Here is a 25,036-nt window from a genome sequence, read left to right as displayed (position 1 = left end):
GTCTCCCTAACTCGCTATTATTGTTAATTCCAAACTTCAGTTAAATCTAACATAAACCCCGGCAAAATATCTTCTCCTGATAAATTTTTGGGATGATTCAGTAATTCTACATTCTGATTTTTTCGATAAATTTCTACGGTTTTATTTTTCCGATCAATTAACCAACCCAAACTAGCCCCATTTTCTATATATTCTATCATTTTAGCTTGTAATTTATCTATTGAGTCATTTTTTGAACGCAATTCTAATACAAAATCTGGGCAAATTGGCGCAAAGATTTCCCGTTCCTCCTGTGTTAGTAAATCCCATCTTTCTTGACGTATCCAAGAGGCATCAGGAGAGCGATCAGCACCATTGGGAAGATGAAAACCCGTTGAAGAATCAAAAGCTATTCCTAATTGATTTTGACGGTTCCATAGCCAAAGTTGTCCGGCTATATCAAGATTTTTATTTCCGGTTTCGCTTCCTGTCGGTGGCATTATAATTAACTCCCCTGTAGCCGTTCTTTCTAATTGTAAGTCTCGATTTATTTGAGCTAACTGGACGAAATCTTCATGGGTGATCGATAGTATTAATGAAGGTGAAATATTGACCGCAAGCGGTTGTAAAAAATTAGCTTGTGTCATGATCTTATCCTATATATAGAGAGTGTTTACAAATTCTTTGTGTCTTTGTGTCTTTGTGTCTTTGTGGTTAAATTAGGCTTGACCTTTTGCTATATTTGAAACCCAGTTCCAAGTAAAAATAGTAAATTTCACTATTCAATCTTTACTCAAAAACTGGGTTTCAAACTCAAAGTTTAGGGTTTTTAGAAAAATTAACTCACTTTAGAGGGTTGTTTTTTCTCAACAAAAAAAGATTCCCGAATTTGTTCAGCAATTTGAGAACTGGTTAAACCTAAATCAGCAAAAGATTCATTAGGTTCGGCATGATCGACTAAAATATCGGGAACCCCGAAACGCTTCACAGGAACTACCACGTTATTATCTAATAAAGCCTCAGCAACAGCCGAACCAAAACCCCCCATTAAACAACCTTCTTCTATCGTCACGACTTTCCCAATTTGTTGGGCTAAAGGCGCAATTAATTCCACATCCAAAGGTTTAACAAAACGGGGATTAATTACAGTAGCTTCAATGCCATGTTCACTGAGAATTTCTGCGACTTGCATGGACATATTCACCATAGTTCCATAACCGATTAATAGCAGATCATCCCCATGTCTTAAAATCTCTCCTTTGCCTATAGGTAAAGGTTCCCAACCTTCTTCCATTAAAGGAACACCTAACCCCGATCCGCGAGGATAACGCATAGCAATAGGGCCGTTTGTATGCTCAATTCCGGTGACTAACATCCGTTGTAATTCGGCTTCATCTTTAGGAGCCATAATTACTAAATTAGGCAAACATCGCAGATAGGCAATATCATACATTCCCTGGTGAGTCGGGCCGTCTACCCCAACAATTCCCGCCCGATCTAAACATAAGAAAACCGGGAGTTCTTGAATACAAACATCGTGGATAATTTGATCATAACCCCGTTGTATAAAGGTAGAATAAATTGCTACAACCGGGCGCATTCCTTCGGTGGCTAACCCGGCAGCCATGGTAATGGCGTGTTGCTCGGCAATACCGACATCAATATATTGTTTGGGCAGTTTTTTCTGGAGAATATCTAACCCAGTTCCCGTTGCCATTGCTGCGGTAATTCCCACAATTCTAGGGTCATTTTCCCCCAATTTAACTAAGGTTTCACCAAAGACTTTAGAATAACTAGGAGGTTTGGGTTTACTCGCCGGAACAGCTTTTCCCGTAGCTAAATTAAAGGGGTTTTGAGCATGATAACCGACTTGATCTTTTTCGGCGATCGCATAACCTTTTCCCTTCACCGTGGCGACATGAACTAACACTGGCCCGGGTATTTTATGGGCTTGTTGAAAAGTATTAATTAATTCTTTTAAATCATGACCATCAACCGGCCCCACATAGGTAAACCCTAATTCTTCAAACACCGCCCCGACTTTAGAAACTGCTAACCGTTTCATCCCCTCTTTCATCCGTTCCATTTCCGGGGTGAGGGCTTCTCCCACAAAGGGTAAATGCTTAAATTGTTCTTCTAAATTATCGGTTAAAAACTGAACGGGAGGAGACAAACGCATTTTATTCAAATAACGAGAAATTGCCCCAACATTGGGAGAAATTGACATCTCGTTATCATTGAGAACTACCATTAAATTGGTATGGGGTAAATGTCCGGCGTGGTTAATGGCTTCTAGGGCCATACCTCCGGTTAAAGCTCCATCACCAATAATGGCAACGACTTTGAAGTTTTCCCCCTTCATATCCCGGGCGATCGCCATTCCTAGCCCCGCAGAAATACTGGTAGAAGCGTGTCCGGCTCCAAAATGATCAAATTTGTTTTCACAGCGTTTTAAATAGCCTGCAACGCCGTCTTTTTGCCTTAAAGTATGGAAATTTTGATAACGTCCGGTGATTAATTTATGGGGATAGGCTTGATGTCCCACATCCCAAATCACTTTATCTCGATCTAAGTCCAGGGTTTGATATAAACCTAATGTTAGTTCCACAACCCCTAAACCCGGCCCTAAATGTCCTCCGGTGGCGGCAACGGTTTCTAGGTGTTTCTCCCGGATCTGGCGGGCAATTTGTTCGAGTTGGTGGATCGACAAACCATGGAGTTGATTCGGATGAGTAATTTCACTTAGGTGCATATTTGTTAAATGCCTACATTTACTATAAATGTCATGGTAGCACCGGACGAGTTAGGGGGAGCAGGGCTGGGCTGTTTCATGTTGGATCATGTCAAATCTCAACCTCTGGTTCTAAATTGCTGGTAATACTCTGAAACAGTTGCAAAGCCGCTTCTAAATCCTCCATAATTTCCGTTGCTAAAACCAACGGTGTCGGGAGGTTGTCAGAGTCCTCTAAACTTTCATCTTTTAGCCAGAAAATATCGAGGCTGAGTTTATCCCGTTGCATTAATTCCTCATAACTAAACGCTTTAAATCGTTCCGTCTCTTGACGTTCATAACGATTTTCAACATTAAAACACTGGATAAAATCTAGTAAATTCTCAGACCGTAAAGGATTAGTTTTTAAAGTGAAATGTTGATTGGTTCTAAAATCATAAATCCACAGTTTCTTTGTCCAAGGGTCAGCACTGGCGGGTTTACGGTCAAAAAATAAAACATTCGCTTTCACCCCTTGGGCGTAGAAAATCCCTGTAGGCAATCTCAATAAAGTGTGTACGTCACAACTATGAAGTAATTTTTCCCGAATCTTCTCCCCTGCACCGCCTTCAAAAAGCACATTATCAGGAACAACAACAGCCGCTTTACCGTTAATTTTTAACAAGGTTTTAACGTGCTGAATAAAATTTAATTGTTTGTTAGGAATGAAAAACCAATAAGGTGACTAATTGAGCAATAGTTTACAGTAGATCAAGGTTTCCAGGTTGTAATTGTGCAAGTTATTTATTTTTCATTCCTTAGAAGTCGTTGCTAAAAAGTCATCCCGTAGATAAACAATTTTTTCTTTATCCGCTTTTCCCGCATCATTTATTCATTATACTCGGAGACTGACAAAAGAGGGATATAGCAAGTCTAAATCAGTTGTATAAATTAACAATTAGAGTGTAAAATAAAAGTTCAAGAAAAACAAGAGGAAATAAAAATGTTAGATATGCCAGAAAATCAAGAATTACGAGAAAAATTAAAAGAATTAGAAGAGTATATCTCTAATATCAAAAATGTCAGGGAATGGAAAAGAGGTGAAGCCGTCAGATTGAGATTAATACAGAAAAGCTATGAAGAAATTCAACAGAGATTAGGAGTTTCAATTAGTTTTATCGCTAAGAGCCAGAAAAAATACTTAGAAAAAGGAATTTCGGGATTAAAGTTAGGATATCAAGGTTCAAAAAGCTATTTAACACCCTCACAGCTTGAAGAGATTGAACAGTGGCTAATTCCCTTAGAAAGACGAAACATCTCCGAGCTAGAAAGGCATCTAATCGAAGAGTATGATGTGGTGTTTAAGTCCCCAGAAAGTTATTATAAAATTTTGAGAGACAGTCAATTAAGCTGGCAAAAAGGCAACCTAGAAAACCCTAAAAAAAAACCAGAAGTAATTGCGAAAAGAAATCAAGAAATTGCTGAAATGTTAAGGGGATTAACAGGGGAGATTGAGTCGGGAGAGCTATTGGTGTATGCTCTGGATGAATGTCACCTGCAAGGAGATGATATCTAAGGAAAAGAAGAGAAAGATTGGTTGATAACTTGTTGTTTATTTGCACCTTATGGCCCGAAAGAAAATCCAGTAGAAGCGATCTGGTTACAAGTGAAAAATTTTATTAGACGGTTTTATTATCGATGTCGGAGCTTCTCAATAGCTAAAAAGTTATTCCAGCTTTTCTTTAAGTTTAATTTGTTCAATCCTCCCAACTTAGAAAAATATGATGCTTTTGTACAACTGATTTAGACTCGCTATATAATAATAAACTGTTCCTTCACCTCAGCATCAGGGGTGACACCTTGAAAATTCGTCGGGTTAATTGTTCGAGTTCCCCGTCCTTTCATTTGTTCAAAATAAATCCGTGATTTCACATCTCGCATAAAAATTAAACATTCCAGAGGTTTAATATCTGTTCCCGTTGAAATCATATCAACTGTAACAGCAATGCGAGGATCATACTCGTTCCGAAACCAACGGATTAAATCTTCAGTTTTCTCCCCCGTCGTGCGATAAGTAATCTTTTTACAAAACTGATTTCCCTTGCCAAATTCCTCCCGCAAAATTCGGACAATATCTTCAGCATGGGAATCATCCTTAGCAAAAATCAAGGTTTTCGGAACATCTGTTCTATTAGGAAAAATCTCAGTAAATAATCGTTCTTTAAACGTCCGAATCACCGTGCGAATTTGGTCAACAGCAACCACCGACCTATCCAATTCCTTCCCAGCATAACTTACATCCTCATCCAACTGCTTCCACCTGATTTCACGGGTTTGACGATTCCTTTTATCAACATAAAACCCCGCTTGAATCGTGCTCCCTTGTTCGGTAATCTGAGTTTTAATCCGATAAACCTCATACCCGACATTCACCCCATCGGCTACCGCTCGTTCATGGGGATATTCCATCACCAAATTTTGATTAAAAAAGCCAAAAGTTTGAATAGAAGGCGTTGCCGTCAATCCAATAATAAACCCATCAAAATATTCTAAAACCTGTCGCCACAGATGATAAATTGAGCGGTGGCATTCATCGGTAATAATAAAATCAAACATTTCAAGCGGTATCTTAGAATTATAAACAACATCCTTGGGATTCTGGTTTTCTTCCTTATCATCAAATTGTGATTTTTCCTCATTTTCTGATTCAAATTCAGCATCACCCCGCAACATTGAATAAAGACGTTGAATTGTAGTAATACAAACTTTATTCACCGGAGCAATTGTATTAGAACTTAACAACTGCACGTTATAAAGTTCAGTGAATTTACGCCCATCATCCGGGGTAACATACTGTTGAAATTCTTTCTCGGTTTGTTCTCCTAAATTCTTTCTATCTACTAAAAATAAAACCCGTTTCGCCCCGGCTATTTTAATCAGCCAATAGATAAAACTAACGGCGGTATAAGTTTTCCCCACCCCCGTCGCCATCTGAATCAGCGCCCTAGGGCGGTTTTCCTTCAAGGAATCAAATAAACCTGCCAGGGCTTCTTTTTGACAATCCCGTAAATCCTCAGTATCAATTGTTGGTAACTGTTGCAACCGACCTCTAAGGGTGTCGGGCTGTCCTAACCATTCCTGTAAGGTTTCCGGTTTATGAAACGCAAACACCGACCTGGAGCGATAATCAGGGTCACGGGAATCTCGAAAATAAGTTTCTCCCCCGGTGCTTTCATAGATGAAGGGCAAGGTTTTCTGGTGACAGGGTAGGGTTTTGGGCAAATTAAAGGAATATTTATCGGATTGTATTTCTACCCCACTGAGGGTTTTACCTACAGGTTTGGCTTCAATAACTCCAACAGCTTTGCGGTTAATAAATAGCAGGTAGTCCGCGAACCCAGACTTGAGGGGATATTCCCGCACGGCAATTCCTAACGCCGCGCTCAAATTAATTTGTTCATAGTCTTGAACTTGCCAACCTGCATTAGTGAGGAGTTGGTCAATTTTCTGCCTTGCTTGTGCTTCGGGCTTCATAATAGGTGCAATCTCTACTAGCCTATTATGCTTTATTTTGTATGAATATGGGATTTAAGCTGAGTATCAATATTTTTAATATGGTTGACAAACCAATCTATCAAATCTCGTTTAACCTGAACTCGAATTAATTCTAACGGTTGCTTTTGATCGATTTTATTATTAATATCTTGTAAGGTTGTTAAAAAATTAGTATGGGCTTTTTTGTTGTCGCAAGCAACGGGACATTTATAGCTATCCATGCAGGATTCTTCGTAATTAAAGTGATTATTTGTATACATTTTTAGAAATCCCATAATCCCGCGAATTTCTTGATCGCCTTTGTGATTATCCATGGCAGTTAATAACTGATCCATTTGATCTAATAACTGTTCATGTTGACAGTCGAGTAAGGGGATACCAATTTTCAAAGACTCATTCCATGTTCTCATATTTTTATCCTAACTTTGGGGCTGGAGTGTTAACTTAAAGCGATCATTTCCTGAAGCCGGATCGTAATCCTTGATCATCATCTTAACCCGGATTTTTAAGATAAATTTAATGATTTAATTGCATTAGTCAGGACTTACGCAAAACAACCATATCTAGTAGGGGCGAACGGCCGTTCGCCCCTACAGATGCTGTATAATTGGGTATTCTGCGTAAGTCCTAATTAGTGTTGCGGTGTTCCATTGCTGAAAAAATAATCGGGCATACTGATTACCTAAAAACTATTTTTTACCTGTCAACCAATAGGTAGTCATTTCTCCTTTTCCTTTAATGGAAATTATGCCCCGTTTTTGAAAATTATATTCATCTTTAATTCTGTGATAAGTGGCTTCTGTGACTTGAATTTGTCCGGGTTCACCGGAAGATTCCATCCGAGAAGCAATATTAACAGCATCCCCCCATAAATCATAAATAAACTTTTTAATTCCGATGACTCCAGCTACTACAGATCCGGTATTAATCCCAATTCTAATTTGAAATTGAGAGTCGATATTAAATCTTTCTAAAGGCACTTTAAATTCTGCCATGGCGGCTTGCATTCCTAATGCCATATCGGCGATCGCTTCAGCATGATTGGCTTTGGGTAAGGGCAAACCTCCAACTACCATATAAGCATCACCAATGGTTTTAATTTTTTCTAATCCATGTTTTTCTGCTAGATGGTCAAAAATCGAAAACATTTCATTCAGAACACTAACTAATTCTATCGGCGGAATTTGAGAAGATAGGGGGGTAAATCCTACCACATCGGCAAATAAAATAGTTACTTCTTCAATCGCCGAAGCGATCGCTTTCTTATTATGTTTGAGTTGATTGGCAATAACTTCTGGTAAAATATTTAATAACAATTGTTCCGATCTTTCTTTTTCTAACCTTAAATCGGCGGTGCGTTCTTCAACTCGTTGCTCTAATTCAGCATTGGTTTTTTCCAACTCATTAAAAGAGGCTTTTAACTGTTGGGTCATCGTATTAAAAGAAGTGGCTAAAATCCCTAATTCTTTAATCGGTTCAATGGGGATTGTTTGCTCTAATTCTCCACTGGCGATCGCTTGACTAGCTTGACTCAGACGTAAAATTGGGGTACTAATCCAACGGGCGGTAAAAATACCACATAAGGTGGCAACTAATAACGCCACAATACATAATAAAATAGTTGTCCGAGTATTAGCATGAATTTCCGCCATAAAATCCGATTCCGGTACAACAACGATAATTAACCAATTAATTCCCCGTTGATCAGATAGGGGAGTGACTTGTAAATATTGTTGTTTTCCATTAATCTCAAAGGTCAGTTGAGTTGAGGTTTTAATCTGATCTAAATTACCAAAATATTTCAGTAAATAACTGGAAGTGGCTTGAGTTAAAATATCACTACTTTTAATTCCTTTAATCCGTTCTGTTTCCTTCTGTTTCGCGTGAACAATAAAGGTTTCTTCTAGGGTTGAGGTGGCGACTAAATATCCATTTCTTTCTAAGACAAAGGTTTGTCCAGTTTTGCCAATTTTTAAGCGGTTCAGAAATTGACTAATGCGTTCTAAAGTTAAATCGGTACTGGCTACGCCTAATAACTGTTTATTGCGATTATAAATAGGTTGGTTGGCAGAAATTACTAAAACTTTAGACCCAAAATAGGCATAAATTTCACTCCAAACGGGTTTTCCTGCTTTGACTCCCGCTTCATACCAAGGACGAACTCTAGGATCATAATTTTCTCTGACACTTAATAATTCATTGCGATCGCCCTGATTATTAGTTAACCATTTATGGAATTTTCCGGCGGTACTTTTATCAACAATATCAAATTCGATCGTGCCATCATCATTGCGATTAGCCCCTACATAATAGCCATTTTGTAATCCAATCCCAATATAACTCGCGGTTTTAAATTGTTTTAACTGACTCCACAGATATTTTTCCATCTGAGGAACATTATCTAGGCTAATTAATCCCATTCTCAGGGTATCAACATTAATTTGATTGATAATGTGGGGGGTTTCTAAATAGGTATTGAGTTCCTGTTGGATGCGGTTACTTAATTCAATTCTTAATTGAGTTGCTAAATCATTAACGGCGATCGAACCATTTCTAAAAGACAACCATCCCGTTAGTCCGACGGATGCAAAAATTTGGATCAGAAAGGGAACCACAAAAACAACCCGCAGGGATAGTTTAGGTGCTTTTTTATTGAATCCTAATAGACGACGAGATAGAGATGCCATAGTGATTGTCCCTGATATCAAAATCAACGATTCGCACCCCCCCAACTATAGGTAATGGGTAATGAGTAATGGGTAATGGGTTTTTGATCCACTTATTAAAGCGTTTGCGCCCTTAACTGCCCTAACTACTCGTCTCTAAAGTGGCATACTTGAAAGATAAGGATCTAAACCCATTACCCATTACCTATTACCCCTCACCCAAGGTTGATTGACCTAATCTTAACGAATAATTATTAATTATTGGATTTGGGTAGTTAATTTATCGCCTAGTTTGGGTTCTGTCCCTTTGAGAATTCGCTCAATATTACTGCGGTGTCGCCAGATGACGTAAATTCCCCCGGCGATCGCAAAAATTTGATAGGCCAGAGGTTCCCCAGTTATAATCATTAAAATGGCAATCCCGATCGCCCCGCAAATTGAACTCAAGGAAACAATTCGAGAAATTGCTAAAACCAGGGCAAAAATTCCTAGAGTTGCTAAGGCTAATTTCCAATCTAAGGCAAATAAAATTCCCAGACTAGAAGCAACGGATTTTCCTCCTTTCCACCCGATCCAAATAGATTTGGTATGACCAATAATTACAATTAATCCGGCTAGAATGGCTATCCAATATTGTAATAGATCGGGATTTTGAATTCCGGCATTTGTAGCCAGTTCGGAGGTAAAAGAGAGGGAATAAGTCCAAAAAACCAGAAAAACCGCTAAGGTTCCCTTTAAAATATCAATCAATAAAACCAGTAAGGCTGGGAATTTTCCCAAGGTTCGGAGGATATTGGTTGCCCCCGTAGAACCCGAACCCTCAGCCAGCATATCAACGCCATAAAACCAGCGTCCGATGGCGTATCCCGTGGGTATGGAACCTAAGAAATAGGCTGTTACTAATAATCCTGCATTAATTAATAACCATTCAATCATGTTTAAAAGACCGTTATTTTAAAGGTGCTGAAGTTGTTAAAATCGTTCAGTAGGTGCTTGTTGGGTTTGGGGGTCGGGGGCGAGCGCCAACCACAGGGGAAATTGCAGTAAAGATAGACTAATTCTATCTTCCATATCATCAATAATAATGAAGGGTAAGCGTCCTTCTTTGACCAAACGATCGGCTTTTTGAGAAAGAACTTCCGCTTCTTCAAATAAAACAATTCCCTGTTCTGGGCCAAAATCTCGACGGTCAATCCCTAAACAATCTTGGAGACCGCGGCGCCATTCTCCCAACCGTTCGGGACTATTGGCTAAAACCAGGGTTCTTAGGCGGTTTCCATAGATATTTCTCAATATAGAAATCGTCGCAGAAGCCACTAATATATTCTGTAAACGACTGCCCATGGTGCGTAAGGCGCCCCGTCCTCCTTGGTTAAAAAACCAATTGGAAACCCGTTTGGCGTGAATCGGTTCAAAGGTGCGACGCAGTTGCCAAGGCGGGCCATAATAGTCGGGGGCGCTGCGATATTGATCGAGAAGTTGGCGAATTTTCTGGGTTTGTTCGGTGAAACCCTGTTCTGAAAATTGTGGCGCGGCGGTGTTTTGGGGATTTTCTGCGGGGATAACCACCTTCGTCACTTCTCGGGGTTGGGTGGGGATTGGGGGTTCGGGGGTGTTTTCCGGTATGAGTTCCAATTGTTCGGTGGTGGCGACTAAATCCTGTAAACTCCCGACTAAATAATCCTTAAATCCCTGGACTCGGATGGCGAGTTCTTGGGAGACCCCCGCAAAGGAGGTTCGCATTTCTTTTTGGATGCGATCGCGACGACGTTCGAGTTTTTCGATTTCGATTTGTAAGCTTTGCTTGCGTTGTTCTAACTGATCTAAGGCGGAGGAGATCAATTTTCCCATGGACTGGGTTAATACCAGTTGTTCCTGTTGGATGCGATCATTGGTTGCTTGTAAGGTGGCAATTCTTTTTTGTAGTTCCTGTTCTTGAATCTGTAATCGTTTCACCCGTTGGTCTAACTGGGTGGTGACTTCTTCGATGGGTTCGGATAACAGACGTTCAGACAAACTCGGTGAGGTTGCGGCATTTGATACAGGTTCAGAATTTTGGAGTTCGTCGGACTCCCAAGGGTCAGCAATGGGTAAAGGATTCATATTAATCGGGTTCTCTGCGGTTTCTCCAACGGAGGAATTAAAGGGTGACGTTGATGAAGAAGTGGCCCCGCTTACGGCTGGGTTTTGATCTTGGATTTTAGTTTCGTCTGAATTCATGAAGTTGACAGTCCCGGTCTAAACACAAGGGGGTGTGATGGGTGAAAGTATAGCGTTTTGTTCGGTTATTGGGGTGTTTAGACAGGTTTGTTACCCTGACCTGTTAGAGTGATTGTAGCATTACTTCAACTTCTGAATTAATTCCATGACTGACTATAGAATCATCTGTATCGGCATAGCTTTACTAAGGCGCGTCCCTACACTGATAACTGATAGTGCGGATACTTGATAACTAAAAATGGGAATAGAATTACGCAGTTACGTCTATTTAGATAATCTTCAACGGCAACACGCAGCCTATATTGGTACGGTGTCTCTGGGTTTTTTGCCTTTACCTGGGGATTCTTCTTTGTGGATTGAAGTTTCTCCCGGGATTGAAATTAACCGAATTACGGATATTGCTTTGAAAGCCACTTCCGTGCGTCCTGGGGTGTTGTTTATTGAGCGGCTTTATGGCCTTTTGGAAATTCATTCCAGCCGTCAAGGGGATACAATTACCGCCGGACGGGCAATTTTGGATTTTTTAGGGTTACAGGAAAGCGATCGCCTGAAACCTCAAATTATGTCCAGTCAAATTATTCGGAATCTTGACCCGCACCAAGCCCAATTAATTAATCGTAACCGTCGAGGGCAATTAATTTTAGGGGGCCAAAGTTTGTATATTTTGGAAGTTCAACCAGCAGCCTATGCAGCTTTAGCAGCGAATGAAGCGGAAAAAGCCTCCTTAATTAATATTCTGCAAGTGACGGCCGTGGGTAGTTTTGGACGGCTATATTTAGGGGGAGAAGAACGGGATATTATGGTAGGTTCAAAAGCTGCTTTAGAAGCCATTGAAAATGTATCGGGACGAGCTTATGGAGGTAGTTTTAATCCCCAATAAATACGATAAAAAATATGGCAAATTCAGAACATTTAGCTTGATTATAGCAAGTCTAAATGAATTGTACAAAATAATGATCAAAATTATTAACCCTAAAAAATAGACATAAATTCGGTGTAGGGGCGAGGCGCGCCTCGCCCCTACGATTATTTGGATTTCCAGCTATTTGTACAACTGATTTAGGATTGCTATATATGAAATCTAATTATTAAAGCTACAAAGGACTTACTTGAACTTTTAGCATCTCCCAAGTTTGTCGTTCCATATTCAAGATATTGCCCACTTCTTGCAAGAGTTCATAACTCTTTAAATCTATGGGAATTTCTTCTTCAATGAGGATATCACACAAAGTCTCTAAAGCTAAATTCCACTCACCCGCATGAATATCTGAAACCATAAATTCTATTTGAGTCTCTGATAGTTGTGGTTTGACGATATTAATAACTTGATGGAGTTTACTTTCTACAATTTTATAATTAAACATTTATTTAACTCCTGATAAAATTGCTAGGGATTCTTAGGCAGATTCGTCGGGAAAGCTGTAATGATTCCTCTCCCATCAGGTTCTACTATTACCCTAATATTAACACTATCTCTAGTTCCTTCAATCTGCCATCTTACGGGCTTACCAGCAATGGTATATTTACTTCCCGGTTGACCTGTTCGCTGAACCCACCGAGAATTAGGATCTTGAATCACCTCCGAAATATAATTAATTATCTGCTCGTCGCTCCAGCTTGCGGGAAATTCACTTTTACCAGAAATTCCTCTACCCGGGCCGTGACCGCCTCCGGTTGTGTCACTATCAAGAATGTGTATCCGTTGCTGAGAGTTAATTTGAGATAGACTATTGACATCAACTCCACTGGGAATATTACCTGAAGAATGGTTGTTCATAGATGGCTTTTGGATATTGCCACAATTTTATTGTCAAACATGGGTCGATCTCCTTTTGGACTTGATCATGATCCCGCTTCACTATATTCGATACTCCGAACGAATTCCACCTTCGCATGCTGAGAGATTCTGAAGAATGTTGTTAATCTGATTTTTTACTGTCGTGGTGCTTTTCTTTTATTAGTAGTATCCCCATATCTTATAGTGCATATATGCCTGGTTCATCGTCATTCCCAGGCATAATTTCCCGGCTGCTTTTCACTCCTTTACTCTCGCACAGATCGGCAAAAGATTCTAAACTTTCTAGTCGGGCTGAAAGTTCGCTCAAACTATCCAAATATTTAGCTACAGCAATTTGGTGATAAGTCCAGGCTAGATCAACTGTTGAATGTCACCTACTCTGATAATCCCAGTACCTCATTGCAAAGTTTACAATTTTTGCCTGCCGCTTGGTAATGGATGTTTCATCCCACTCACTACTATCTGAGTTAGTAAACGTGATAAGTTCTTGCTGACAACGAAATCTTGAATTCTGATAGAAGTATTTATATTTAAAATCAAAATCCCGATTTGATTTCGCTGAATTTTCCCAGGACATATCAAGCGTTAAGTTCCCAATACTGTGGATACCATTACTCCAGAAACCTTCATCCATCCGAGCATGAATTTGTCTAGTTTCTTGGGGAATGATATGCTCAATCGACAGACCTTTGTACTGGCGAAATCCTATCGGTTTATCTTCTACGTACTCAGTTCGTCGAAGATAATTTTCATACTGCCAAAATAGATAGTTTAAATCATTTCCTGAAATAGCTTCATAAAAGTCTGGTGAAATAAGTCTCTCCTCAAACTCACGATTACTACAGAACTCACCGACAATATCCTTGAGACCTGATATTAAAACCTCAAAGTCTCCTTGGAAGTTTTGTGCTAACTCATGTAGTCGCTTTGAAATTCTAGTGTTTTTGAGTTTTCGCTTTCGTATTCCATACACTCTGAAACTTATAATTTCCATCAGTTTCGTTACTCTGCCGAAGTTATAGTTTTCTTGGCTATTATCATGCTTGTAAGATACAATGAGCAGTGGCCATAAATAGGCAGTTCTATTTAGATGGATAAGATTGAGTAAGTTTCCTCTGAGATTTTGGGATACTTGATTAAATATTGCAAAAGTTTTGCTCAGTTGACATGAATACTCATCTATAAATTTTGTTGCCTCAGCAAAAGTAGCGGGACTCGCTGTAAGTGAGTTAATTCTTTCCTTGATCAACGATAAATGACGCGAATAATCCTTTTGACCGTCATTAGCCTCAAAAGCAACATAATGATTTCGCAAGATAAAATCTTCGTTGATAGTAAGTTTTTGAATAGTCTCTTCATAATCCCTGTAAATCTCACCAAACCGATTCTGTATTGTTGTCAGATAGCTCTCTGGATCATTAGCTGCAAGATAAACCTTATACATTAAGAAACTTTTGATTTTTTCAAGACTCGTGAGATCTTTACCCCTGTCATTAGTCGTCTCAAAAATTAGTGTTGCCTCTGCATTATTTAGAACAGCATATGTCAGGACTTTAGCCTTCTCAATCTTCTCCCGAATCTCGCGCAAATTTTCAACATTCCGCGTTTCCAAGTCCTTTTTGAAGAAGTTCTTAGCCTCTAATAAGCGACGTTGTGAAGGGGTTTCAATCAAGCTTTCAGTATCCTCATAATCTTCTAATATACACTTACAAAAAAACTGTTGATCGTATTCCAAAACTCTTAACTTATATTCATTTCGGTACTGAACGTATGTTTCACGAAGAATCGATACATCGTCACCGAAGGAATCAAGTTTATCAAGCAACAGCCGCATGAAAATTGTGAGTGTTGTCAGCCTTTGTTGACCATCTACAATGTTGATTATCTTGAAATATCCCTCGCTGTCTCCTATTTGCAGTAGGATTGTTCCAAAAAAGTAATCTTTGCCTAAAGATTGGTTATCAAGATCGCTAATAAAATCTCGCAGTTGCTTTGTTTCCCATGCGTATGCACGTTGATACTTGGGAATGTTGAAAATTCTGCGGCTCTCAAACAGATCACTGATAGCCTTCTGTCCGTTTTCCATTGTGTTTTCTCTCTAGTTTAAATTAAGTTAACTCCATCACTTATAGTTAATAATTTTGGTTAATTCCACTAAATCCTTAAAAATTTAACGGTAGATGGGGTTGTCGCTCCTTCAGGTCTAGGTGGTTAGTGATGCCTGAGTTTCCCAGATGTTGACGAAAGAAGGAACAGCGCGATCAGGATTGTTTTCAGCAAAATCGAAGAATAACTGAATTTGTTCTCCTACATTTCTAAAGCGATCGGGGGGATCGCCGCCGCCTGGAGGGTTTGTAAGGTTACTCATAGCTTAACTGAGATAGACGTGAGGGTATTGATAAATTATAACTGTTGCAGTCGAGCTTGAACCAATTTTTTGAATATTTGTGGCACAGATTCACGGGATTTACGGATAGTAACGATTTAACAATGCTTTGATATTGCTTTGCTACCCTCGCAATGAGATAATTATTAGGTAGTTTTAATCCCGAATAAATACGATAAAAAATATGGCAAATTCAGAACATTTAGCATTATTACAATGGGGATTTCAACGTTGGCAAATTTGGCGTTCAAATAATCCTAATATTCAGCCCGACTTGTGCGAAGCCAACTTAATGGGCGCTGATTTAAACGGAATTAATTTACAAAATACGGATTTAAGTAAAGCCAATTTAATTGCCACGGATTTAAGCTCGGCAAATCTAAAACAAGCCGATTTAAGTTTAGCTCAATTACACAGGGCAAACCTCAGCGAAGCGTTCTTATTTCAAGCTAATTTAAGTCAAGCCAATCTTAGTACAGCCACATTAAACAGAGCAGAATTGATTGAAACCTATCTTTATCGCACGGAATTTAATAATGCTAAATTGATTAAAGCTCATCTAAATGGAGCCTATTTATATCAAGCTAATTTCAGTGAAGCTGATTTGAGTGAAGCTGATTTGAGATTTACTAATTTAAACAAAGCTAATCTTTATCAAGCGAATTTGACCGGGGCAAATTTAAGAGGGACAACCTTAATTCAAGCTAATCTACAAAATGCCAATTTATCCCACGCCAACTTGAGAGGGACAAACCTAACTAAAGCAGATTTACGAGGAGCAAATCTAACCGGAGTTGACCTAAAATTTGCTAACTTAAATGGGGCTATTCTTTCCTAAATATAGCAATGGGCAGATTAGTGTTGACAACTTCTTTGTGTCTTTGTGGTTAAATTAGGCTTAACCTTTGTCAACATAGCCACAATAACATCCTATTGGTGAATCAACACTTTAATCGCAAATTCCGGTAACGCTAACATCCGACGCCAACGCCAAGGTTCTTGATATAATCGATATAACCATTCTAAATGATATTTACAGAAAAATTCCGGCGCCCGTTGTTTAATTCCTGACCAAATATCAAAACTTCCTCCCACACCTATCCAAATCGAATTCGGGCAAAGATGACGATTTTGACTAATCCAAAATTCTTGACGGGGAACACCCAAACCGACTAATATTAATTTGGGTTGTAAATCTTTTAAAGTGATTTTTAAATCTTCTTCTTCTGAAGCAGACAGATAACCATGATAACTAGAAATTCCCAGACCCGGCAGTTTGTGTTGAATATTATCCGCCGCCTGTTCAGCAATTCCCGGTTTTCCCCCATAGAAAAAGACTAATTCAGAATTGTTTAAATTACCAATATTTTCTATCAAGGTTTCTGCTAATTCAATACCAGGACACCGTTGAATTTTTTTGCCCTTATATTGTAAATAAAGCACTACCCCCGCACCATCAGGAATTACTAACTCTGCTGAATGAATAATTTCTGCTAATTTAGGATCTTTTTCTCCTTGAATTGCCATTTCTGCATTCAAAGTAATAACATGGGTTCCTAACCCTTGTTGCCAACGTTGTAACAACCAATTAGTATAATTATTAGTTAAATGCACAGGTAAACCCAAAACCGGAAAACCGTTAAGCGCAGAATCATAAGGCAAAATAGTTGGACTCATAAATGAATTTTAGTAACCTCATACACATTATTACCGAAAACGCGATCAAATTCCCTGAATTCATTCCTGGGGAATTTATTCCCCGTGAATATTTCCATTTTAATATATAATAGAAGAAGTTAAACATAAACTGAGATAAGACGGCAAGATGCCCTGTCTTAAAAAAGAGGCAGAAATTCTATTCTATCTTGATACTCATCCTCAAATGACCCTTCGGCAATTAAAATCAACTGCTCAATATTTTCGCCAATACTTAACTTGGGACTAAGAATAAAAATCCCAGGGATATGATGACTTAAAGCAATATGATCTGCTAAATGAACTGGCATAGACTTGCGGTTATTCGTTACTAAAATACATTGATGTTCTTCACACCAAAATAAAATTTCAGGATCTAAAGTTCCTTTGGGTGGGGCAGTTATCTCCCCAACGGCTATCACGAATAAATCTGACTGAAAACGGCGTAGTTGGTGGGTATAAATTGGATCAATATTTTCATCAATAAGATACTTGAGCATGATCAGTTGAGTTTGCCAATTTTTGTGCCTTCAATTGTCGCAGTTTCTCTACAATTGGGCGAGGATGACGTTGTTGTTCTGCTCGCATTTTATCGCCCCATTCTAACCAATCAGTCATGTAAGCCTCCACTGCTGGTTTGTTATGCAAGTAATATAAAATTGTGGCATACACCTGTTCTAAAGTTAGTGAAGGATAGGTGTGGGCAATTTCTTCTGGAGTTTTGGCACGAAAAAGGTGGTCGAATAAAATTGTTTCAATGCCGATGCGTGTGCCTTTGAGTCGAATGTCATCCGCCGCCAAAAAATTAAAGTAATCTTCTAGGAGCATGGTTTTTTAATATTTGATTACCAAACCGCCATTTGATTTTATCATTTAATCTTGCAGTCACGGAAGCATCTACACAAACCCAAAGGCAAAACCAACCTTAACTCCCCATCTATTTCAAAGCATTCAGCGCTTCCAAAGGTCGCACCATCCCCCAACCCCAACGGTTATCGGGACGTTGCTCCTCGCCCCCTGGATGATAGGCGGTTTTCTTCAAAACATCAATAATTTTACTCAGAGGCGCTTGGGGATAAGCAGACATCAATAACGCTGCAATTCCGGCGATGTGGGGAGTCGCCATAGACGTCCCATCCATGTAGGTATATTGAAAAACGCCGTTATCCATTTTCACCGGAGGAATGCAGGAATAAATCTGGGCGCCGGGGGCGGAAACATCGGGTTTTGTCACCCAGGCGTTAGGAGAGTCGGAAGGGAAGACCAAACTCGCGCCACTACTAAAAAAGGTAATTCCTAAATTATCCCCCTCCGTGAGTTCCACAGCCCCCACAGAGAAAGAATTATAAGCATTACCTGGGGAACTGGTATTTCCGTGATTTTCGTTCCCAATAGCAACAACGGGTAAAATCCCATATTGATTGACTAAAATATCAAATACTTGGGGAAATAAGGGTTCATAGTAACTAAAACCCAAGGACATATTAATAATTTTTGCCCCCTTTTCCACCGCCCAAGAAATTCCTTCAATTAATGTTAATAGGGTTGCATCTCCGACTAATACCGCAGCGACAATTAAATCCGCTTGGGGTGCGACACCAATAGACAAACCCTCCTCGGTTTTTCCCCCGGCAATTGTCCCGCAAACATGGGTTCCATGTTGTCCACTATCAAAACTAGGAGTAGCAGTAATTCGCCGTCCTAACGGGTCAATTACAATAAAATCTTTTACCCGTCCTTTTAAAGCGGGATGGTCTCCATGGACACCGGAATCTAACACCGCTACGGTAACATTTTTTCCCTGGGTTGTTTCCCAAACTTTAGGAATTTCTAAGCGTTTTAATCCCCAGGTAAGTTTATCCTGTTCTTCTTGTTTTTGTAAGCCGGAATAATCAATTTCTTTCGGTTGAATTAAATGGATTTTTTGGTTAGGAAGTATCGCCATCACATCGGGATGTTCAGCTAAAATTGGTAAACTTTGACGGCTGACTTCTATTTGGGCAATGGGTAAACTCCCCTGACCCACGGGTTCGGCATAAAAGGATTGATTCGTCTTTGTTTGATAATCTTGAATAATTTTATTGGCAATGGATAGATTACTTTGTTCTTGTTTTTTTAAAGTATCAAAATAGGCTGCTGTTCCGGGTTGGGGCATTGACCCAGGAGCCACTAAACCTCTATAAATAACAATTGCATCTTTTTTGCTATTCGGTTGACTATGGGCTAAAAAAGGTTCAAAGGCGGGGGAAATTTTAAATTTATTTGTCATCGGGGTTTGACTCCATTTTAATAATTATCCTCTAAACCAGTGTACTGATTTTGTAACTCCAGGGATAGAGGAGGAATTGCTTCAAGGATATTAGTTTTCCTTTTCTGACTCAAATTTTAAGATTCAGGGGAATTTTAAGACTTGGCAGAGATTCACTATTGTTGTAGGATAAAACAATTCTCACAATCATTGATTATCTTAACTTTAAATTAAGCATTAAGCATGAAAAACAAAGATCAAAAACTGCATCGGGTTTGGGGGATTTCAATTTTATATTTTGCCCAAGGATTTCCCTATACTGTCGTTAATATTATGTCGGTGGTTTTTTTAAAGGGGTTAGGGGCAAGTAACGAATTAATTGGATTAACCAGTTTTTTATCCCTGCCTTGGGTAATGAAAGGATTATGGGGGCCAATTGTTGATATTTATTCAACGAAAAGGCGATGGATTTTAAGAATGGAAATTTTATGTATAATCCTATTCTTTATTTTAGCATTGGGGGTACTATTTCCGCAAGCAATTCCGATTTCTATTGCAATTTTTGCCCTAATTGCTTTTATTAGTGCCACCCATGATATAGCCATTGATGGATTTTATTTAACGATATTAAATTTAGAGCAACAGGCATTTTATGTAGGTGTGAGAAATACTGCTTATCGGATGGCCGTTTTGGCGGGAGGCGGCGGTTTAGTATTTTTAGCCGGATATATAGCGGAAAAATATATTCAGGAGAAAAGTCCGACCGGAGAAATTTTATATAACCCCGTTCAGTTTAATTTATTCGGGTCTAATTTTTCCATTCCTCCGTTACAATGGGGATGGTCAATTGCTTTTGCTATTTCTAGTTTAATCTTTTTATTCATCTACGGATTTCAAAAAATTTATTTACCCCGACCCAAAAAAGTAACGTTTTCAGAAACGGAAAATCTCTCCAATTCCGCTAATTTTATTAACTCATTTAAAACCTATTTTACTCAATATAAAATTGGTTGGACTCTCGCTTTTATCTTATTATTCCGTTTGGGAGATGCTTTAACTTTCAAAATGGCTACTCCGTTTTTAATGGATACGGCTGCAAAAGGTGGGCTAGGCATTTCGACGTCGGAAATTGGGATTTTATCGGGGACAGTTGGGGTAATTTTTCTATTATTTGGTGGGTTATTAGGGGGGTTTTTAATTGCCAAACAAGGGTTAAGAACTTGGATATGGCCGATGGCAATTCTCCAAAATTTTACAAATATCTTTTATTGGTTATTAGCTAAAACTCAACCGGAAATTTTTTGGGCTTATGTTGTTAACTCCATTGAACAGTTTACCTATGGGTTAGGGGTGGCGGCTTATACGATATTTTTAATGCAAACTGTCCGTCCTGAATATAAAGCCTCCCATTATGCAATTACAACGGCATTTATGGCGGCGGGGGTATTAATTCCGGGGATATTTAGTGGATATATTCAAGCGGATTTAGGCTATCAAAACTACTTTTTATTGAGTGCAATGGCGGTAATTCCAGGGTTATTAACTATTTTCTTTATTCCCATTAAAGATCAAGATCATATTACTTATGTTCCCAGACCTGGACTTGATGACGAGGACATAAAATAAAGCACCCAATTAAAAATTGTTGTTGGGTTTTATCCCCAAATATTGAGGGCTAAAGCCCAACAACGAACTTGTTTAGAGAACAGCAATACACTCAATTTCTACTAATACATCCTTGGGAAGACGGGACACTTCAACGGTCGCCCTAGCGGGGGCTGTTTCGGGTTTAAAATATTTAGCATAGACTTCATTAACTTGGGTAAAATCGTTCATATCTTTTAAGAATATTGTGGTTTTTACAACATTTTCCCAAGTAGCACCCGCTTCGGTTAATACCGCTTGTAAATTTGCCATGACTCTTTCGGTTTGTTTGGTGACGTTATCGGGATAAAGAATTTCGTTAAGGCGGGGCTCAAGGGCAATTTGTCCTGATAAAAAGATCATATTATTGACCATTACCGCTTGATTATAAGGACCAACGGGTTTGGGAGCGTTTTCGGTTTTAATGATTTTGCGAGTCATGGTTTTTTCTGTGTCTGATACGGTTTTTATTTTGTCTGAAAATTGAGGAGAGTTGTCTTCAGATTTATAGCGTTCTCCATTAGGCATAATTGCGCCAGTGAAGTCAACATTTTGAAGATTCGCTCCATAAATATTAGCACCCGTTAAGTCAGCTTTCCCTAAGTTCGCACCCTCTAAATTTGCGTTAATTAGATTAGCTCCTCGCAAATTAGCTCTTTCTAAATTAACATTTTTAAGTATTGCTTCTTTCAAATTAGCATTTTCAAGATTAGCACGTTCCAAATTAGCATCTGTAAAATCTAATAATGATAAATCTACATTAGCTAAACTAACTAACCGTAAATTGGATGATTGAAAATTACAGTCTCGAAATTGTCCACCCTCTAAATTAGCTCGACTTAAATCTGCATTTTTAAAATTGGCTCCATTCAGATGAGAACATAATAAATTAGCTCCTGTTAAATTGGCTTCACACAGAGAAGTTTGATTAAGTTTCGCTGATGTTACTTGGGCTTCGCTTAAATTAGCTTTGTCTAACGTACTATTACTTAAATCTGATGAATTTAGGGCTGATTTACTCAAATTCGCTCCACTGAGATCAGCCCACATGAGTTTGCTTCTATCTCCTTGAACATTAGATAAATCAGCGTCATTGAGAAAAGCCTTATTAAGCAATGTACCATATAGGTTAGCCTGAGTAAGAACTGCATTGCTTAAGTCTGTACCGGTTAAATCAGCATTTGACAAATTAATATCTCTTAAATCTGTCCCTTCAAGATCAACACCACTTAATTTTGCTCTCTCAAAGTTACGTTCACCTTGAGCATATTTCTCTAACAATTCTTCAGCGTCCATAATTCACCTTTTGATTATCCTTGTATTAGTTTATCATTAATATGAACTCTTAAATATCCTCGTTCCAAGGCTCTGCCTTGGAATGCTAAATAGAGGCTCTGCCTCTATTATGAATTATGATAGTTTTTGGTGGCAGAGCCACCTTAATTGCATTTCTAGGTAGAACCTAGAAACGAGTAAGAAACGAGGCTTTGCCTCTATTATGAATTATTATAGTTTTTGGTGCAGAGCCACCCTAATTGCATTTCTAGGTAGAACCTAGAAACGATTAAGAAATAAGTAAAATATTATCGTTTGGCTGTTATTTGTTCTATTAAACCCATCAATCCGAGTTCAGAATACCCAAGCTATTACCTAAATGATCATTAAAGATTGCACCCCTACTAATTAACTCATTCTTGATTTGTTCGGAAAGACCTAGATTAGATCTAAAATTAGCTTTTTTAACCGTAACTTCTTGTATTTTAGTTAGGGTTAAATTTGCCATACTTAAATCGGAGAAATTCAAATTTGCCAGACTCAAATTCGCTTGAAATAGATTGGCTTTTGTTAAGTTGGCTCGACTTAAATTAGCTCCCATTAAGTCAGTTTTTGTTAAGTTAGATCGACTTAAATTAGCTCCCATTAAATTAGCTTGATTTAAGTTAGCTTCGCTCAAATTAGTTTTAACTAAATTCGCTTGACTGAGATTGGCTTCACTCAAGTTAGCGTGACTTAAATTAGCCTGACTCAGATTTGCTCCCATTAAATAGGCTTGACTTAAGTTAAGTCCACTCAGGTCAACCCCTTGTAAATTAGCCTGACTTAAATAGACATGATTGAGGTTAGCTTCCGCTAAAATTGTATTCCCTAAATAGACCCCACTGAGATAGGCTTTACTCAAATTTGCGCCAGTTAAATTGGTTTGACTTAAATAGGCTTCGGTCAAGTCGGCTTCCCCGAGATTAGCCGCGCTTAAATCAGTTCCAATTAGGTTAGAATTACTGAGGTTAGCACCTGTTAAATTGGCATTTTTCAGGTTCGCCCCCATTAAATTAACCCCTTTTAAATTAGCGAGGCTAAGGTTAGCTTGACTGAGGTTAGCTTCCGTAAAATTAACGTGGCTGAGGTTAGCTTGACTAAAATTCACTTGTCTTAAATCGGCTTGACTTAAATCAATCCCTTGTAAATCAATTCCGATTAAATCCTGGTTTGCATCAATCCCAACAAGTTTAGCTAATTCTAATAAATTATTAGTTTCCGCATGAATCAGGGTTTTAATCTGGCTTTTGATGTGTTCTTTTAACTCTTGATCATTCATAGTTAAACCGACCCTGGAATTTGTTTTAAGAGGATGCTCATAGGATCGGGAAAAATTAATCTGGACATTGTTACTGCCATTTTTAGGAAAAAAATCCTATCCCGAATCTCCTATTTTGGCAAATTCTGACTGGGAAGACTTAATATTGCCTGTCTTAATTGTCCTTGATGCTGATTTAATAGGTCTTGACCGGATACGGCATCTAATCCCGTCCACTGCATTAATAGGGCTAACTTAACGGATTTCTCACTTTTTTCTAATAAAATTTCAGCCGTTTCTCGATCAATTTCCGTCAAATCCATTAATATTCTTAAGGAGCGATCGTGTAATTTTTTATTGGTGACCGCCACATCAATCATGCGATTCCCATAGACTTTTCCCAACTTAACCATAACGCTAGTCGAGAGAATATTTAACGCCATTTTGGTGACGGTTCCAGCTTTTAATCTTGTCGAACCCGCTAATATTTCTGGCCCGACTAATAGACGAATATCCACATCCGCCTCAAATTCCACCTGCTCCACCGGAACACAAGCAATAAATACGGTTTTGGCCCCCCGTTGACGAGCCGCTTGTAATGCCCCCTGGACAAAGGGAGTTGTCCCTCCGGCCGTAATCCCAACCACCACATCTAAATAGGTAATTTGACGCAGGGCGATCGCCCCGGCTCCATCTTCGGCTCGATCTTCCAAGTCTTCCGAACTGCGAACTAAAGCCCCCGCTCCCCCGGCAATAATGCCCTGAACCAGTTCTGGAGGGGTACAGAAGGTGGGGGGACATTCAGCCGCATCCAGAACCCCTAAACGGCCACTGGTTCCCGCTCCCACGTAAAATAGACGCCCCCCCTGACGCAGTGCCGCCGTGGCTAGATCAATGGCTTGGGCCAAGGATTCACGGGAACGGGCGATCGCCAGCAAGGTTTGGACATCTTCCCTGTTGAACAAATCGACTAATTCTAAAGAACTCAGTTGATCTAAGTTCTGACTGCTGACGTTGATTTGTTCGGTTAATAAATGTCCCCGGGATTCCCACTGTTCCATATTTAGCTTGACCTACAATCTGTACTCTTTAAACCCAATTATAATAACCCTTCTAGCCGTTTGCGAATATCGTCTAATTCCGGTGAGACAAAATCCGGCTCTTTCTCTAGGGGTTGGTCTTCCTCGACTTGCCAATCCGTTTGATCAACGTTATTTTCGGGAGGAATGGCTAACTCGCCAGACCCAACCAGTTCCCAGTCATAGTCAACCGAAATACAAAATTCCTTAATTTCTTCCTCGTCAATGGCTTCTACCGTAGCCGTTGGGAAATCCTGAGCTTCCAGAAGCACGCCAAAGCGAATGGCATCATCCTCGTCTTCAAATATTAACACTTTATTGCGATCGCCCATCTGAATCGTATGAATTCCTTCATTTTCTGTTCCAGCGTTGAACAGTAGTACATAAACTCGCATAGCTTTGGATGAAGTTGTGATCACTATTGCTTTAGTATTTTACCGCCAAAGGGGGCAATTTTTGACAAGGGCGATCGGATTGTTTG

The 25,036-nt window shown here is 39.2% G+C and carries 24 protein-coding genes; 4 read left to right on the top strand and 20 right to left on the bottom strand.

Annotated elements, in window-relative coordinates; translation table 11 throughout:
• Positions 1-23 precede the first annotated feature (23 nt).
• From PL9631_RS06635 to PL9631_RS06625, 3 genes are all read right to left on the bottom strand, one after another.
• Positions 24-626 (bottom strand): Uma2 family endonuclease, encoded by a 603-nt coding sequence (locus PL9631_RS06635; protein WP_083618262.1) that lies wholly within the window; start codon positions 624-626, stop codon positions 24-26.
• A 191-nt stretch (positions 627-817) separates the two neighbouring features.
• Positions 818-2,731 carry a 1-deoxy-D-xylulose-5-phosphate synthase gene (dxs, locus tag PL9631_RS06630; RefSeq protein ID WP_083618261.1) on the bottom strand — a complete coding sequence of 638 codons (1,914 nt, stop codon included), beginning with the start codon at positions 2,729-2,731 and terminating at the stop codon, positions 818-820.
• A gap of 91 nt (positions 2,732-2,822) precedes the next feature.
• Positions 2,823-3,416, bottom strand: coding sequence for an HsdM family class I SAM-dependent methyltransferase (locus PL9631_RS06625; protein WP_156090475.1), 594 nt, complete (start codon positions 3,414-3,416; stop codon positions 2,823-2,825).
• Positions 3,417-3,692: 276 nt separating this feature from the next.
• Here PL9631_RS06625 and PL9631_RS06620 point away from each other — a divergent pair, with 276 nt between their 5' ends.
• Positions 3,693-4,265 carry a helix-turn-helix domain-containing protein gene (locus tag PL9631_RS06620; protein WP_083618259.1) on the top strand — a complete coding sequence of 191 codons (573 nt, stop codon included), beginning with the start codon at positions 3,693-3,695 and terminating at the stop codon, positions 4,263-4,265.
• Between the two features lie 236 nt (positions 4,266-4,501).
• Here PL9631_RS06620 and PL9631_RS06615 read toward each other — a convergent pair whose 3' ends face one another.
• The 5 genes from PL9631_RS06615 to PL9631_RS06595 form a co-directional block, all read right to left on the bottom strand.
• The gene (locus tag PL9631_RS06615; RefSeq protein WP_197046284.1) at positions 4,502-6,223 is read right to left on the bottom strand and encodes a type I restriction endonuclease subunit R; all 1,722 of its coding nucleotides are present in this window, start codon (positions 6,221-6,223) and stop codon (positions 4,502-4,504) included.
• 32 nt (positions 6,224-6,255) lie between these two features.
• Positions 6,256-6,654 carry a bacteriohemerythrin gene (locus PL9631_RS06610; RefSeq protein ID WP_083618254.1) on the bottom strand — a complete coding sequence of 133 codons (399 nt, stop codon included), beginning with the start codon at positions 6,652-6,654 and terminating at the stop codon, positions 6,256-6,258.
• A 279-nt stretch (positions 6,655-6,933) separates the two neighbouring features.
• Entirely contained in the window at positions 6,934-8,931 is a 1,998-nt protein-coding gene (locus PL9631_RS06605) for an adenylate/guanylate cyclase domain-containing protein (protein ID WP_083618252.1), read from the bottom strand.
• A gap of 237 nt (positions 8,932-9,168) precedes the next feature.
• Positions 9,169-9,846 carry a glycerol-3-phosphate 1-O-acyltransferase PlsY gene (gene plsY / locus PL9631_RS06600; RefSeq protein ID WP_083618250.1) on the bottom strand — a complete coding sequence of 226 codons (678 nt, stop codon included), beginning with the start codon at positions 9,844-9,846 and terminating at the stop codon, positions 9,169-9,171.
• 36 nt (positions 9,847-9,882) lie between these two features.
• A complete protein-coding gene (locus PL9631_RS06595; RefSeq protein WP_083618246.1) occupies positions 9,883-11,130 on the bottom strand; it encodes a DUF3086 domain-containing protein in 1,248 nt (415 codons plus the stop codon).
• Between the two features lie 238 nt (positions 11,131-11,368).
• On the opposite strand from PL9631_RS06595, the gene PL9631_RS06590 reads away from it, so the two are divergent.
• Positions 11,369-12,010, top strand: a complete 642-nt coding sequence (locus PL9631_RS06590) for a hypothetical protein (RefSeq protein WP_083618243.1) — start codon at positions 11,369-11,371, stop codon at positions 12,008-12,010.
• A gap of 214 nt (positions 12,011-12,224) precedes the next feature.
• Here the strand turns inward: PL9631_RS06590 and PL9631_RS06585 are convergent, their stop codons facing one another.
• The 4 genes from PL9631_RS06585 to PL9631_RS06570 all read right to left on the bottom strand — a co-directional run bounded on the left by PL9631_RS06585 (position 12,225) and on the right by PL9631_RS06570 (position 15,296).
• Complete coding sequence (locus PL9631_RS06585; RefSeq protein WP_083618241.1) at positions 12,225-12,494, bottom strand: MafI family immunity protein; 270 nt, start codon at positions 12,492-12,494, stop codon at positions 12,225-12,227.
• 23 nt (positions 12,495-12,517) lie between these two features.
• Positions 12,518-12,907 (bottom strand): EndoU domain-containing protein, encoded by a 390-nt coding sequence (locus PL9631_RS06580; RefSeq protein WP_083618238.1) that lies wholly within the window; start codon positions 12,905-12,907, stop codon positions 12,518-12,520.
• A gap of 391 nt (positions 12,908-13,298) precedes the next feature.
• Positions 13,299-15,014: a DUF262 domain-containing protein gene (locus tag PL9631_RS06575; RefSeq protein WP_083618236.1), complete on the bottom strand. Its 1,716-nt coding sequence runs from the start codon at positions 15,012-15,014 to the stop codon at positions 13,299-13,301.
• A 117-nt stretch (positions 15,015-15,131) separates the two neighbouring features.
• Complete coding sequence (locus PL9631_RS06570; RefSeq protein WP_156090474.1) at positions 15,132-15,296, bottom strand: hypothetical protein; 165 nt, start codon at positions 15,294-15,296, stop codon at positions 15,132-15,134.
• A 202-nt stretch (positions 15,297-15,498) separates the two neighbouring features.
• Here PL9631_RS06570 and PL9631_RS06565 point away from each other — a divergent pair, with 202 nt between their 5' ends.
• The gene (locus PL9631_RS06565) at positions 15,499-16,152 is read left to right on the top strand and encodes a pentapeptide repeat-containing protein (RefSeq protein WP_083618234.1); all 654 of its coding nucleotides are present in this window, start codon (positions 15,499-15,501) and stop codon (positions 16,150-16,152) included.
• Positions 16,153-16,244: 92 nt separating this feature from the next.
• Here PL9631_RS06565 and PL9631_RS06560 read toward each other — a convergent pair whose 3' ends face one another.
• The 4 genes from PL9631_RS06560 to PL9631_RS06545 all read right to left on the bottom strand — a co-directional run bounded on the left by PL9631_RS06560 (position 16,245) and on the right by PL9631_RS06545 (position 19,278).
• On the bottom strand, positions 16,245-16,991 hold the full coding sequence (locus PL9631_RS06560; protein ID WP_083618232.1) for a WecB/TagA/CpsF family glycosyltransferase: 747 nt from the start codon (positions 16,989-16,991) through the stop codon (positions 16,245-16,247).
• Between the two features lie 158 nt (positions 16,992-17,149).
• Positions 17,150-17,509, bottom strand: a complete 360-nt coding sequence (locus PL9631_RS06555; RefSeq protein WP_231516660.1) for a DUF5615 family PIN-like protein — start codon at positions 17,507-17,509, stop codon at positions 17,150-17,152.
• Positions 17,490-17,837, bottom strand: coding sequence for a DUF433 domain-containing protein (locus tag PL9631_RS06550; RefSeq protein WP_083618228.1), 348 nt, complete (start codon positions 17,835-17,837; stop codon positions 17,490-17,492). The genes PL9631_RS06555 and PL9631_RS06550 overlap by 20 nt, the downstream gene beginning before the upstream one ends.
• Before the next feature lie 109 nt (positions 17,838-17,946).
• Positions 17,947-19,278 carry a S8 family serine peptidase gene (locus PL9631_RS06545; RefSeq protein ID WP_083618226.1) on the bottom strand — a complete coding sequence of 444 codons (1,332 nt, stop codon included), beginning with the start codon at positions 19,276-19,278 and terminating at the stop codon, positions 17,947-17,949.
• Between the two features lie 222 nt (positions 19,279-19,500).
• Between PL9631_RS06545 and PL9631_RS06540 the strand changes: the two genes are divergently transcribed.
• On the top strand, positions 19,501-20,883 hold the full coding sequence (locus tag PL9631_RS06540) for an MFS transporter (RefSeq protein ID WP_083618223.1): 1,383 nt from the start codon (positions 19,501-19,503) through the stop codon (positions 20,881-20,883).
• 72 nt (positions 20,884-20,955) lie between these two features.
• On the opposite strand, the gene PL9631_RS06535 is transcribed toward PL9631_RS06540, so the two are convergent.
• The 4 genes from PL9631_RS06535 to PL9631_RS06520 form a co-directional block, all read right to left on the bottom strand.
• Positions 20,956-22,197, bottom strand: coding sequence for a Rid family detoxifying hydrolase (locus PL9631_RS06535; protein ID WP_083618221.1), 1,242 nt, complete (start codon positions 22,195-22,197; stop codon positions 20,956-20,958).
• 322 nt (positions 22,198-22,519) lie between these two features.
• Entirely contained in the window at positions 22,520-23,497 is a 978-nt protein-coding gene (locus tag PL9631_RS06530; RefSeq protein ID WP_083618219.1) for a pentapeptide repeat-containing protein, read from the bottom strand.
• Positions 23,498-23,607: 110 nt separating this feature from the next.
• On the bottom strand, positions 23,608-24,537 hold the full coding sequence (gene murQ / locus PL9631_RS06525) for an N-acetylmuramic acid 6-phosphate etherase (protein WP_083618217.1): 930 nt from the start codon (positions 24,535-24,537) through the stop codon (positions 23,608-23,610).
• Between the two features lie 38 nt (positions 24,538-24,575).
• Positions 24,576-24,950 (bottom strand): DUF3110 domain-containing protein, encoded by a 375-nt coding sequence (locus PL9631_RS06520; RefSeq protein WP_083618216.1) that lies wholly within the window; start codon positions 24,948-24,950, stop codon positions 24,576-24,578.
• Positions 24,951-25,036: the final 86 nt, after the last annotated feature.

Origin of the sequence: Planktothrix paucivesiculata PCC 9631, assembly GCF_900009265.2 — a bacterium.
Lineage (GTDB): Bacteria > Cyanobacteriota > Cyanobacteriia > Cyanobacteriales > Microcoleaceae > Planktothrix > Planktothrix paucivesiculata.
Note: the sequence above shows the minus strand (reverse complement) of the source record. Positions and strands in the feature narration are given on the sequence as shown.

Coding starts and splice junctions, on each gene's coding strand:
- PL9631_RS06635 (WP_083618262.1), bottom strand. CDS start 626: ATGACACAAGCTAATTTTTTACAACCGCTTGCGGTCAATATTTCACCT.
- dxs (WP_083618261.1), bottom strand. CDS start 2,731: ATGCACCTAAGTGAAATTACTCATCCGAATCAACTCCATGGTTTGTCG.
- PL9631_RS06620 (WP_083618259.1), top strand. CDS start 3,693: ATGTTAGATATGCCAGAAAATCAAGAATTACGAGAAAAATTAAAAGAA.
- PL9631_RS06615 (WP_197046284.1), bottom strand. CDS start 6,223: ATGAAGCCCGAAGCACAAGCAAGGCAGAAAATTGACCAACTCCTCACT.
- PL9631_RS06610 (WP_083618254.1), bottom strand. CDS start 6,654: ATGAGAACATGGAATGAGTCTTTGAAAATTGGTATCCCCTTACTCGAC.
- PL9631_RS06605 (WP_083618252.1), bottom strand. CDS start 8,931: ATGGCATCTCTATCTCGTCGTCTATTAGGATTCAATAAAAAAGCACCT.
- plsY (WP_083618250.1), bottom strand. CDS start 9,846: ATGATTGAATGGTTATTAATTAATGCAGGATTATTAGTAACAGCCTAT.
- PL9631_RS06595 (WP_083618246.1), bottom strand. CDS start 11,130: ATGAATTCAGACGAAACTAAAATCCAAGATCAAAACCCAGCCGTAAGC.
- PL9631_RS06590 (WP_083618243.1), top strand. CDS start 11,369: ATGGGAATAGAATTACGCAGTTACGTCTATTTAGATAATCTTCAACGG.
- PL9631_RS06585 (WP_083618241.1), bottom strand. CDS start 12,494: ATGTTTAATTATAAAATTGTAGAAAGTAAACTCCATCAAGTTATTAAT.
- PL9631_RS06580 (WP_083618238.1), bottom strand. CDS start 12,907: ATGAACAACCATTCTTCAGGTAATATTCCCAGTGGAGTTGATGTCAAT.
- PL9631_RS06575 (WP_083618236.1), bottom strand. CDS start 15,014: ATGGAAAACGGACAGAAGGCTATCAGTGATCTGTTTGAGAGCCGCAGA.
- PL9631_RS06570 (WP_156090474.1), bottom strand. CDS start 15,296: ATGAGTAACCTTACAAACCCTCCAGGCGGCGGCGATCCCCCCGATCGC.
- PL9631_RS06565 (WP_083618234.1), top strand. CDS start 15,499: ATGGCAAATTCAGAACATTTAGCATTATTACAATGGGGATTTCAACGT.
- PL9631_RS06560 (WP_083618232.1), bottom strand. CDS start 16,991: ATGAGTCCAACTATTTTGCCTTATGATTCTGCGCTTAACGGTTTTCCG.
- PL9631_RS06555 (WP_231516660.1), bottom strand. CDS start 17,509: ATGCTCAAGTATCTTATTGATGAAAATATTGATCCAATTTATACCCAC.
- PL9631_RS06550 (WP_083618228.1), bottom strand. CDS start 17,837: ATGCTCCTAGAAGATTACTTTAATTTTTTGGCGGCGGATGACATTCGA.
- PL9631_RS06545 (WP_083618226.1), bottom strand. CDS start 19,278: ATGACAAATAAATTTAAAATTTCCCCCGCCTTTGAACCTTTTTTAGCC.
- PL9631_RS06540 (WP_083618223.1), top strand. CDS start 19,501: ATGAAAAACAAAGATCAAAAACTGCATCGGGTTTGGGGGATTTCAATT.
- PL9631_RS06535 (WP_083618221.1), bottom strand. CDS start 22,197: ATGGACGCTGAAGAATTGTTAGAGAAATATGCTCAAGGTGAACGTAAC.
- PL9631_RS06530 (WP_083618219.1), bottom strand. CDS start 23,497: ATGAATGATCAAGAGTTAAAAGAACACATCAAAAGCCAGATTAAAACC.
- murQ (WP_083618217.1), bottom strand. CDS start 24,537: ATGGAACAGTGGGAATCCCGGGGACATTTATTAACCGAACAAATCAAC.
- PL9631_RS06520 (WP_083618216.1), bottom strand. CDS start 24,950: ATGCGAGTTTATGTACTACTGTTCAACGCTGGAACAGAAAATGAAGGA.